This is a genomic window from Prolixibacter sp. NT017 (assembly GCF_009617875.1).
Classification (GTDB): Bacteria; Bacteroidota; Bacteroidia; order Bacteroidales; family Prolixibacteraceae; genus Prolixibacter.
In genome coordinates this window covers 392120-404423 of the sequence record NZ_BLAV01000001.1, presented here as the reverse complement: position 1 = coordinate 404423, position 12304 = coordinate 392120, and the positions used below count along the sequence as shown (strand labels likewise).

Sequence of the window (12304 nt, the reverse complement as noted above, 5' to 3'; positions counted from 1 at the left end):
AATTCATAAGTCCTGAATTCAATTATTAAAATGATAAAGACACACCCACGGTATAGGTTTTACTCAGCGGATACATCCGTCCAAGGTCGTTGTCGGGATGTTCCGGATCGACAAATTTCACCCCCGTTATGGTAAACAGGTTATAAGCATTGGCAAATACACGCATATTCATCGACGATAATGCATTCACCCTCGGAAGGGTATAGCCAAATTCGATACTCTTCAAGCGCAAGTACGCTGTACTTACACGATTGAATTCTGAGTTACCAATTGGATAGTGTCCGGTGAAGCCATAATACCCGGTTACCCATTCCGTTTCAGGATCGTAAGGGTCTGCCTGTGGATCAACCGGATGCCAACGATCCAGATATTGTACCAGGGTACCGCCTCCATTGCTTCCCCAAATGGAATACAATGGTTCCTTATATTCCATTGAACCAAGTGCCGACCCTTGCAGGAGAAAGTTCATATCAAAGTTTTTGTATGAACACTCATAGCTCAAACTAAAGTTCATCCATGGTGTTTGATCGAAGGCGAACGGATGTTCATCCAATCCGTTAATTTCACCGTCACCGTTCCAATCAAGGTATTTGTAATCACCTGGCAAAACGTCTCTTTCTTTATAGAGGCCGTATGACCAAATATCTTTCCAGTTTTCAAAACGTCCTGCCGATTCATAACCGAATTGCACGCCCTGATAACGGTTTGTCAGGTTATCGTGGCGCCACTCGTCATAAGAATTTGCATAAGGTCCTTGTCCGGAAGCAATCTCATGTTTCTGACGGGTAACTGTAGCAATCGCTTTTACACTGTAAGCAAAATGGCCTATCTTGTTTCGGTGAGTCAATTCCAGGTCCATACCAAAATGACGGTCGCTATCCAAATTCTCAATTGGAGCAGTAGCACCTACAACGGTCGGCAAATCGGCGCCACGACGAGCAAAAATCCCTTTCCGGTGACGATCGAAGTAGTCGAATGAGAATCCAAACAGTCCGTCCCACCCTTCAAAGTCAATACCAATATCCAATGTATGCGAAGTCAGCCAACTATAGGACTCATTGGGGATCGGCAACCGCGATACCCCATAAACAAATTGGTTTCCGAAGATATAGCCTGGAGCATATTGGTTGTAATACCCTTTTGCCGCGTTGCCACTGGTAGCCGGATAGGTATAACCATTTACCCAGCCGTACTCTGCACTTCCATCGTCTCCCAGCACTCCATAGCTACCGCGCAGCTTCAACTGATTTACAAATTCAAGTTGTGAAACCGATTTAAAGAAGGGCTCTTCCGACACACGCCAGCCGACAGATGCTGAAGGGAAAAATCCCCACTGGTGTCCCGGGGCAAATTTTGATGAACCGTCATAACGGAATTGCCCCTCAACAATGTAACGGTCTGCAAAGGTATAGTTCAAACGCCCTATCAAAGCTGAGTTGGCAAGCTCATAAATATCATTTGAACCGCTTTGCATACCCCCAAGCTGATTTTCGTCGATACCTGCGAAAAGGTATTCCATCCCAAAAGCCAGGTCGCGTTGTGCATAATAGTTATCGCCGGTGCGCTTTTGAGTTTCCCAGCCGACAAGTCCGCTCAACTTGTGAACTTCGTTGAAAGTACGTTTATAGTTAAGGATAAATTGTCCCAGCGTTTGCTGCTTGCTGTAAAATTCGCGTCTCAGTTGGTTGGGAGAACTCGGATTATACAATTTTGCATCGTACGAATCAGTTAATTCGTTATATGCATATTGATAATATTCTTTACGGAAAATAGTATTGTCGTCCATGCGGTAGTCGTAACTAAACAAGGCTTTGGCCGACAATCCTCTCAACGCATTCGACAAGGTGCCAAAGTCGAAATTCAACGCTGCCGATGACTGGAAATATTTTTGATCGTATTTACGGTATCCTGAAATATCTGAAGTCATTTCGGCAACCGTATTTTCCTCCAGGTCTAACCCTTCGTAGCTAAGCATGGTCTGTTCCGGGTCTGCATATGCCGGGAACAGTACCCCTTGTCTCCAGTAATTGCGGATAATATCAACTGCACTGGAATAAGGATTGTTACGTTCGTCAGCAATACCGCTCAGGTTCAGGTTAAATTTCAACCCTTTTAATATCTCAGTGCTGACATTTGAACGTAAATTCATTTTATGATAGTTCAAATCTCCTGACTTAAAGAAACCATCCTGATCCATGTATCCAATACTGACATAGTACTGTGTTTTTTCCGTTCCGCCATTAATGCTTACATCGTGTTGCGTTTGTGGCGAAAAATTGGAAAACAGCAGAGAGGTCCAGTCTGCCGCACGGCGGGTACCATTGCGGAAATCTTCAAAATCCTGTTGGGTATAAATAATGGTACCCCCGTTGATATTATTCATCGACCTCTCATTATAAAGCGTCATGGTTTCGAATGGATTTGCAAGTACCGGCATCCCGGAAGGTTCCTGCAAGGTGTAAGAACCATTATAAGATACTTTCACTTTTCCTCCTTTCGAACCTTTCTTGGTCGTTACAAGCACAACACCATTACCTGCCCGTACACCGTAGATAGCTGCCGACGCATCTTTCAAGACAGATACGTCTTCAATATCATTAGGGTTCAAACGTTGAAACTCACCGACTGTGCGGGGAACACCGTCGATAACCACCAACGGGGCCCCCAAACCACGAATGTCGAAATTACTGTTATAGGCACCGGGCTCGGCGCTTTTTTGCCAAACACGTACCCCGGCAATCCTACCAGTCAACATGTTCTCCGGGTTTTCATTTTTGGTTTTACGCAAATCTCCCCCTTTTACACTGGCTACAGCTCCTGTTAGTGTGACCTTCCTTTGCGTGCCATAGCCAACGACAACAACTTCATCAAGATTTTGCTTATCCATCTGCAATGTCACGTTGATAGTGGAGCGCCCGTCAGCGCTTTCTTCTTTTGTGATAAAGCCAAGAAACCTATATACCAACGTAGCGTTTTGAGGTGCTTCAATAGTATACTTTCCGTTAGAATCGGTAATAGTTCCTATCGTGGTATTTTTGACCGCCACAGTTGCACCTATAATCGGCTCGCTTTTGCTGTCGGTAACAATACCCGATATCGTGGTATTCTGCGCCCATGATGCCAAAGGCATAAAAATCATGACAAATACGATCAGACGTAAAAATTGCGCAACTTTTATGTATCGATTTTCAGTCATAAGTATATTAAATTTGTTTAGTGTTATTTCTCCAGTTCATATCGGGATAGTACTGCATATTCAGCAGAAAAAGCAAAATTGAACATGGCTTCAGTATTGTTTTTATTATTATCGTAACTCCAGCCTACCAACAAGTTTGTGGGAAGAAACCCGTTGTAAAGGAAGTTCTCATACCCATAGTCGAGATTTTTCTGGAAACTATCAATGTAATTTGCCACATTGCCATACGCTGGAAAAAGAGCAACATAACCCCGCATCAGCACGCCGTTGAACCAGTCATTAAAACCGCTAATATCATAGGTGTAGTAGCCGGATAAGGTTTGTCCGGGTTTAGCAAAGTAAGTAAAGCTCGCATCCGCCAGTCTTCTTCCATCAGTCAAATACTGGTCATCTCCGGTAACCCGGTACAAGTCTGCGGCTCCCGAAAGCATTGTTCCGCTGTTGTAGCTGATAGCTGGTCCAACCTGATCTCGACAAGAAATACCCTTACGGTATACCGTCCCATTCACCGTCTCAGTTTCAGGACTGCCGGGAGAACACCCTCCCATCATATCATTGTATACCCCATCCGCCCGCAGTAAATATTTTTTCTGCCAGGCGTAGATTTTCTTTGCAAAGTTTAGGTAGTACTCACTTTTATTAACCTGTCTGGTTTTGCGGGTCTCTTTATCAGAAGAGTCAACGTAATGAGAGGTAATCACATCTGCCTTATCTTTATATAATTCCGACAACCACACCAGGGGGCTGACCATTGGCCCGTTGCTGCACGAGTGTTTGGTTACGTAACCGGGGCCCCAGGTAATACCGCCAATTTCGTTTCCGTTGGCATCGAGGGTACAATCCCAACCATCCAGAACGTATTGGGTCAAGTATTCGGCCTTCATCAAATACTCCTCGTTATCCGTATTTCTGTATGCCTCAATTAACTCACGGATCAGCCACATTTGATCGTCGTAAACGTTTAGAATGCCGCTCACATCCGCAGAACCTTTTGCGTTGTTACGATTAACACCATACACCGACCATTCCCTGGTTTGAGTGTATGATGTCAGCTCAAAAGTTCCGAGATAATAATCCGCGTTTTCATACAGTTGGTGCAACAATTCCGAGTAATGCTGAAAGTTGTCGCTATAAAGCGTTGCATCGCCGTTTTCCTTTTGAGCTTCGAGCCCACGGAGGATCGCATTAACGGCCTCAATTGCACTGGTGTACATCCAGACACTTCCTTTCTCTTCTGAACGTCCCTTGGTGTAGGGGTTATAATACCTGGCCATGGCCATTCCGGCTCCAGTGAAATGGGCTTCAACAGCATTGTCCGTTAGCTCCATCGCTCGCTGGAGATTCTCTACTGATGTGCTCGTCCCCTCCGCCGGCGGATTTGGTCCATCCGGATCGCTATCCGATGTAGTCTCGCTACACGCCGAGGTTAAAAGTAAAACCAAGGCATATGTAGCGAGAATAGTTTTGAAAATTTTCATTCTATTTCCTATCTATTTCTAGTTCAATTCAATCGAGTGTATCACCAGCTTATTCTCACCGGTATTAGCAGCTCCGTTATATACTCCCAGCACAATGGTTACGTCTTTACCATCAAACTGCGACAAATCGTACACGAACGAAGCATAGCCTTCAGGGTTTCCGGCACCACCGTCACCGTGTTTAAACTTCATGCATCCGTCTGCAGCTTCTTCTGCTTGCTGAGCAGTGTTGGAAGTTGGGATGACATTTGTGACCGTTCCGTCGTTTTGAATGGCGGTAATTTTGAAGAATGTATAATTGTCTCCGAAGTTACGGGTGCTAAACGTTAGCTGATCGTGTCCAGAGGCGATTGAGAATTTCGCATACAAGTAGGACTCCGGGACTTTGGTATCAACGTCTGCAGTATTACGTGTTTTAATGATGTAACCTTCCGATGGAAATACTTCAGGGTCTTTTCTCAAAGGAACGAACGACCACTCCGCTGCTACGTGGGCTACAGCCCGCCATGCCTGATAGGCCGCCGGATATCCATCCGTCATGCTGACATCCCTTCCTGCACTGATCGGACTGATACCTGTAAAAGAATATTTTGTCTGTGGCATGGTCGAACGAACTGTTCCCATTGGCAATTTCCAACCTGCTACAGCTTCATCCCCTGGTAACCATCCTGTTCCTTCAACTTTTTGGTCGGAAAAACGAATCGCTCTCAAGACTAGTTGCTTCCAGTAATCGCCCGTTTCGTGACGATAGATACCAATTGCGATGATCACTTCTTTGCCAACATAGTCACTTAGGTCAAACTCAACATCGGTGTAATCACCCGATCCCCAGGTTTTCGTCTCACCCACCTTCACGGCAACCGGTTGCGCTTCAGAGAGGTCGACGACCTGCACACCATAATAGGCAGGACTTGCATCGTCCGCATTGTGCGTACGGATTCGCAAAGACATGATTTTATTATCTTCAGTGATCAACTTACTTCCATAGGTGTAAGAGTCGAATACATCCATGTCGGCTGGATTGTTTTGTTGGTCCCCGTCGTTACGAATACGCAAGGTGGTACCTTCCCATTGTTCTTGCCAGTTTCCCCAAAAAGTGAGCGAACACATGTAGTCGCAGGCCCAGTCCCAGTGAGGATAGGCATCGGCATTGCCACCTCCGCGATATTCATTGTAGTACCATTTATCGGCGCTCATTAAGTCTTCCGCAGTCAGGCCACGAAGCACCTCCTGTGCCCCCATTTCAATGTTCAGGCTCACCACGCCATTAACAAAGCTTTCCGGAGTAATCGCTTTTGTAATTGTGACATAGTTTGCTTTAGTGAATGTTACTGTATAGTCGTCAATAATTAAATTATTGATTGAAAAGCTACCGTCGGCACCGGTAACCACATCGTTATCAACTCCCAGACTCACAGTCACTCCTTCAAGCGGAGTTCCGCCATTTTTAGCATCGATAACGGTACCGGTAATGCTGGCCGAGGCGTTTACCATTGAAACACTGGCGTTAGCTATACCATCCACAAACTTGTCGGCATTAACGGTAACGCTAACCGCTAACCAACCATCTTTTGCAAATTTTACAGCATGTACCGTCAACGATACGTTTTCTGCAGTATAGGTTCCATCTGCAGCCGTCGTAACAACAATGTCGTCTTCGTTTACTCCCGTAATAGTTACTTGCACATCGGATACAGGTTGACCACTTTCATCGGTAACAGTACCTGTTACTGTTCCAAACACGGGCCCCTGTGGGCCGTCATTCTTGTTACAAGAACTAACTGATACGATAATTGTACCCAGCAATGCAGCGAAAGCAAATGCTTTTAAGAATTCAATTAGCTTCATATTTTATTAAATTAGGTTAAAACATGTCCAGTCCCGGGAGCAAAAACCAGTTTGCTCAAGCCAAAACTGTCATTCAGGATTTCTTTTTAGTCGCTGCAAATGTTATCGGATGGTGGTTAAAATATGGGTTAAAATCGGGTTAAAACGAACAAAAATTTATTAATCTAACCCATAATCCTCCGACCGAGGGAATAATCACAAGCCTAAAATTCATACCGCTCATGCTGCCGGATTTTTTAATACCTTTGTTCCCGGATTTCGTTAAAAGTGTGACTTATCAATGAGGTTGTATGCGCTTGTATTTTTGCTATCGGTACTCCTGCCGTTGAATAAATCCTTGTTGGGAGGATTAAAGTTTCATGGTGGCGAAAAACCAATAGTTCAACGGACATCATACAATGTTTTTGGAACGAGAAGTGTAAGTTTCACGAATAAGTTCGATATTGAATTTAATATCTCACTTTACCCAACCACTGAAATTGGCTACATTATCCGAATTAAAAACGAAAAGAGTAACCGAATCTATAATCTGTATTACGATGCGCAGGGCGATGATTATAAATTCGAGTTCAACGAAGAAGGAAAAGACAACCTCATTTATGCCAGAATTGCTAGAAAAGAGCTAATTAACCTCCACTGGTTTAAAATGAAGCTTTCTTTCGACTTGGTAAACGACTCCATAAAACTGACCATCCATAACCGAAAATTTGGCATCGGCAATGTTGACCTTCCGAATACTTACTACCCCATCGTTCTTTTCGGGAAAAGCGATCATATTATTGATGTCCCTTCTTTTGCTATAAAAGATTTATCCATTGGCAATAACGAGAAATACATCTTTCCGTTAAAAGAGAGTGAAGGTTCAATCGTTTATAACAAAAAAGGCCAAGCAATCGGGAAAGTGACCAATCCTGAATGGCTGATCAACGACTCCTACCACTGGAGATATAAAACCTCGTTTAAATCAAAATCGGTAGCAGGCACCAACTACAATCCAAAGAAGAAGGAATTTTATTATTTCAACGACGATTCGATATATATTTATAATGTAAGGTCGGGCAAAACAGAAATAAAAGTTTTTGATAAGAAATGTCCGGTAAAGCTCATCCTTGGCACGAACTTCATTGATGTAAAAAACGACAAGCTTTATTCTTATGAAGTTTTTTATGAAGGCCAATACCATGGAGCGACCGTTGCCAGTCTCGACCTAAACACTTACCAATGGACACCGGAGACTTCTCAACAGCTTCCAACGCAATTACACCATCACGGTTCTTTTTTCGATCCGGATAAACAACAATACACGATTTTCGGTGGATTTGGAAGTATGCACTACAGCAAAAAATTTTTCACGTACGATATCGAAAATAAGGAATGGAGAAACCGGGATGGTTTTTCTGGAGACTTCCTGTCACCACGTTATTTCTCCTCCGTTGGTTATTTAAAAGAAAAGAATTCCGTTTACATTTTTGGAGGAATGGGAAACGAATCAGGGCAACAAACCGTTGGCAGGAGATATTACTATGATCTCTACAAGGTCGATCTCAACACAAAAAAAATCACCAAATGTTGGCAGATACCGTGGAATAAAGACAATGTTGTTCCCGTGCGGGGCATGATCGTTTTAAATGATTCGTGTTTCTATACCTTATGTTACCCGGAACATTTCTCAAACTCTTATTTGAAACTATACCGTTTTTCGTTGATAGACGGGAGCAACGAAGTGCTGGGAGACTCCATCCCGATACATTCCGATAAAATCACGACCAATGCAAATTTATACTACGACGACCAACTGAACAACCTATATGCAACGGTCCAGGAATTTGACGATGACATTGCTTCCGACCTGAAGATCTATTCACTCGCCTTTCCCCCAATTACTGCAGACGAAATAAAAAGCTATTCAAAGAAAGGGATGAGTATTGCTGCCATGTGGATGATTATTCTTGCAAGCATTTCTGTTTTGGGCATTGTTTATTTAGTGAATAAAAAAATTCGGCAGCGTCGGAAAGCAAACGAAGCCGGACTTGCCACTCTGCATGATGCTGATGGAAAAGTAAAAGCCTTAACAAAACCCAATTCAATCTATTTGTTTGGTGACTTTATGGTCCGCAACAGGAATAATAAGGATATTACTTACCTATTCAGTGCCAAACTGAAGCAAGTCTTCTGTTTGATTTTGCAATATAGCGCTGAAGGCGGAATTACCTCGCAACGCTTAAGCAACGTTTTATGGCCGGGGCGCCCTGCAGCGAACGTAAAAAACTCAAGGGGAGTAACCATTAACAACCTGCGGAAAGCACTGGGTGAACTTGATGGGATTGAGCTGATCTACGAAAAAGGTTGTTTCAAAATCATTCAAACAAACGAATTCTATTGCGATTATGTTCGGTGTCTCGAGCTCATTTCGAACCATGATTTTGACGAATCAAGGGAAGAACTAATTGGAATTATTACCCGTGGCAAATTCCTAAAGCATTCCGATCATGAACTCTATGACTCATTTAAAGAGAAAATGGAACAGAAGCTGGAACCCATCCTTCTCCTCGAAATTGAGAAGTCGTTTCATGCAGAAGCGTACCAAACAACGATTGATCTTGCCGAGGCACTATTCGGCATCGATCCGCTCAACAGCACCGTGCTGAGCTACCAGATAAAAGCAATGCAAAGACTCAAAATGACCGAGGAAGCCATGATAAAATACCAGGCTTTTGTCATTGAGTATAAAAACATCATGGGAACCGACTTCCCACATTCATTAAAATCTTTGAGTTAACAAGGATAAATCACGAAACACTGGTTGCAACAGCGTTTGTTGAAAACGATATCAGTAAACGATGGGCAATCGGTATCATCACCGTTATAGCTGCATTATTCACCTTGATTTTTGCCATGGTGAATCATTTTCTTCAATTGAACAGATAATGGTCAGTCGATCCGATGTACTACCTTGCTTCGCTCTCATCTTAATTGGTCATCAAACCTGATTGATTAACAAAATAATTTATAAAAGAGAACGCATTGGGGAAAACTGCTGCAGATAGTTATTCCCAATGCGTTTTTGTTCTATCAGTTTTGCGATGCGCTTCATATTACTGCACGAAGTTCATCTCATGAGTTTGCTATGAGCATCTCGCCGGATTTTCTTCTTCATCTCCCCAGAGAAAGTTCTTCATCTTTGTCAGGAAACTTCTTCATCTTCACATAGAAAGTTCTTCATCTTTCGGCGTAAAGTTCTTCATCGCGCGGAGTTGAGATGCGCTTCGGAAAACAGGGATCGCAAAGGGGTTCGAGATCGCGCTATATCAAGCTTTAAAGCTTTTCGTTTTTTGCATTCGCCCTTCAGGGCTCTGGCCACCGGTTTACCAACCGGCGACCAGATTTTGCCCGGCTCAAATTCTTATGCGACGCAGCACTGAACGGTAAGGAATAGATAACGCATTCAGGATAAAAAATATCTTCTTTTTCAGTTTCAGCATATGCCTCTCACTCTACGCTAAACCGATAAATCGATGAAGTTTGGTAAACCTCTCCCGGACGCAGAATGACAGAGGGAAAATCAGGATGATTTGGAGAATCCGGGAAATGTTGCGTTTCCAAGGCAAATGCATTCCGATAGTTGTAGTGTTTACCCGATTTACCTATATCGCTTCCGTCCATGAAATTACCTCCATAGAACTGCAAACCGGGCTCTTCAGTAAAGATATCCATCTTTCTTCCGCTGGAAGGATCAAAAACAGTTGCCGCCCAACTCATTTCGCCATCCGCTGTCTTATTCAATACAAAATTGTGATCGTATCCCCGACCGTTCTTCAATTGCTCGTTTGTAGCCTGTTTCGGTAAATCCTGACCAATGGGCTTTGCCTTTCGGAAATCGAATGGGGTACCTTCAACCGGTTCATTTTTCCCAAAAGGTATCATTGTTGAATCCACCGGAGTGTAATCGTCAGCGTTGATAGTCAACAACTGGTTATTGATCGTTCCGCTACCTTCTCCCGCCAGGTTGTAGAAAGCATGATTGGTCAGATTCACCGGTGTCGCTTTATCCGTGGTAGCCCGATAGTCAATACGCAAAGCATTATTCCAGGTCAGCGTGTAGGTTACTTCGACGGTCAGATTGCCCGGATAGCCCATTTCCCCGTCTTTCGAGAAGTAACCGAGCACCAGCGAACTGTCCGTTTTCGATTTTACGCTCCATACTTCATTGTGAAAACCTCCCGGGCCTCCGTGAAGATGATTCACACCGTTATTCAGTGGCAGTGTATATGTCACCCCATCAAGGGTAAACCGCCCTTTGGCAATCCGGTTTCCAACCCGGCCAATCAGAGCTCCGTAAAAAGGTTCGTGCGACTTGATATAACTGTCAAGATTATCGAAACCTAATACAACATCAGCTTTTTGCCCATCCCGGTCCGGAGCGCATAAACTCACAATACGGCCGCCATAATTGGTAATAGCAGTCGTCAAATCGCCATTGTGCAGAAAATAAAGATCTGTCTTCTCACCATTTATAACTCTTTGAAAATTTTTGACATCCAGATGGGCACAAGTCGTTGTACTTTTTTTCTCCTGACTGCAGCCTCCCAGTAAAAATCCTACTGTCGCCACTGCTAACAGGTATTTCGTTAGTTTCATGTCTCTATGGTTTGTGAGTTGATAATAAATGCTTTTTCATTGGAACGTCCCTTGCATCTCGTCCTTAAAATCTCCAATCGGATACGAGATCAAGTCGATGCTTACCTTATTTTGATAAATCTCTTTCAGCGACACCTTCCCGGGTTATTTTTACCGGAACAATAAATCCACGGGCATCAAAATACATTCGGTCAATACAAGTAACCCGGTGATTGGCGTCCGTCTCACCCAATGGCCTGCGATGATAAACGATGTACCATTCATCTTTCCCAGGGATTTTTATGACAGAATGATGACCTGCGCCGGTTGCTACATGAGGGTCTTGTTTCAGTATCACTCCAATCCGCTTAAAAGGTCCGAAAGGAGAATCAGCCATGGCATAGGCTACCCGGTAATTTGGTCCGCCCCAACCGCCTTCGGACCACATAAAGTAATACTTTCCGTGACGAACGAACATATCAGGTCCCTCAACGTAGTCCTCAGGTGTTATCTCTTTGAAAACTATCCCATCCTTAAAAGGAAGAAAGCCGGTAAAATCATCCTTCAGCCGTGCGATATTGCAATGCCCCCAACCACCGTAAATCAGGTAATACCGACCATCTTTATCATGAAATACGAACTGATCAATCGGTTGAGCACCATGATGAAATTTATTCAGTAACGGTTTCCCCAGATAATCTTTGTAAGGTCCATCCGGTCGATCAGAAATGCCAATTCCAATACCCCCTTCCTGGTCACTATGCTGAATATCGTTAGCTGCAAAAAACAGGAAATAATGGTTATCCTTTTTTACAATAGCCGGTGCCCACATCGCCCTGTGTGCCCATTTTACCGCTGACGTATCTATAATGCGCGGATGTTTTTGCCAGTCAACCAAATTTGGTGAGGAGAATGCATCCAGAAAGACCTGCTCATCATACGGTGCAGAATAAGTGGGATAGATCCAATATTGGTTCCCAAAGATGGTTCCCTCCGGATCAGCATACCACCCTTTAATTATGGGATTTCCCGACATACGGGGCTGCTGTGCAGCCAAATGTCCAATAAACAAAAAGAAAATTAAACATACACTACTAATCTTCATAATGGTAGTTATTTGAAGGATTGCTTAAAGATAAGCTCTCTCAAATCGACGGAAGAGCTT

6 protein-coding genes are annotated in these 12304 nt (G+C 43.6%); 1 reads left to right on the top strand and 5 read right to left on the bottom strand.

Features of this window, described 5'->3' with window-relative positions; genetic code table 11:
* Window positions 1-25: 25 nt before the first annotated feature.
* The 3 genes from GJU87_RS01695 to GJU87_RS01685 are packed head-to-tail and all read right to left on the bottom strand — an operon-like array spanning window position 26 to window position 6522.
* Window positions 26-3196: a TonB-dependent receptor gene (locus tag GJU87_RS01695; RefSeq protein ID WP_153637926.1), complete on the bottom strand. Its 3171-nt coding sequence runs from the start codon at window positions 3194-3196 to the stop codon at window positions 26-28.
* A 23-nt stretch (window positions 3197-3219) separates the two neighbouring features.
* Window positions 3220-4674: a glycoside hydrolase family 76 protein gene (locus GJU87_RS01690; protein WP_153637925.1), complete on the bottom strand. Its 1455-nt coding sequence runs from the start codon at window positions 4672-4674 to the stop codon at window positions 3220-3222.
* A gap of 18 nt (window positions 4675-4692) precedes the next feature.
* Entirely contained in the window at window positions 4693-6522 is a 1830-nt protein-coding gene (locus tag GJU87_RS01685; protein WP_153637924.1) for a collagen binding domain-containing protein, read from the bottom strand.
* 280 nt (window positions 6523-6802) lie between these two features.
* Between GJU87_RS01685 and GJU87_RS01680 the strand changes: the two genes are divergently transcribed.
* Window positions 6803-9301, top strand: coding sequence for a DNA-binding transcriptional activator (locus GJU87_RS01680; protein ID WP_153637923.1), 2499 nt, complete (start codon window positions 6803-6805; stop codon window positions 9299-9301).
* 710 nt (window positions 9302-10011) lie between these two features.
* On the opposite strand, the gene GJU87_RS01675 is transcribed toward GJU87_RS01680, so the two are convergent.
* Both GJU87_RS01675 and GJU87_RS01670 read right to left on the bottom strand, forming a co-directional pair.
* Window positions 10012-11160 carry an aldose epimerase family protein gene (locus GJU87_RS01675; protein ID WP_153637922.1) on the bottom strand — a complete coding sequence of 383 codons (1149 nt, stop codon included), beginning with the start codon at window positions 11158-11160 and terminating at the stop codon, window positions 10012-10014.
* A 106-nt stretch (window positions 11161-11266) separates the two neighbouring features.
* On the bottom strand, window positions 11267-12244 hold the full coding sequence (locus tag GJU87_RS01670) for a glycoside hydrolase family 43 protein (protein WP_153637921.1): 978 nt from the start codon (window positions 12242-12244) through the stop codon (window positions 11267-11269).
* Window positions 12245-12304 lie beyond the last annotated feature (60 nt).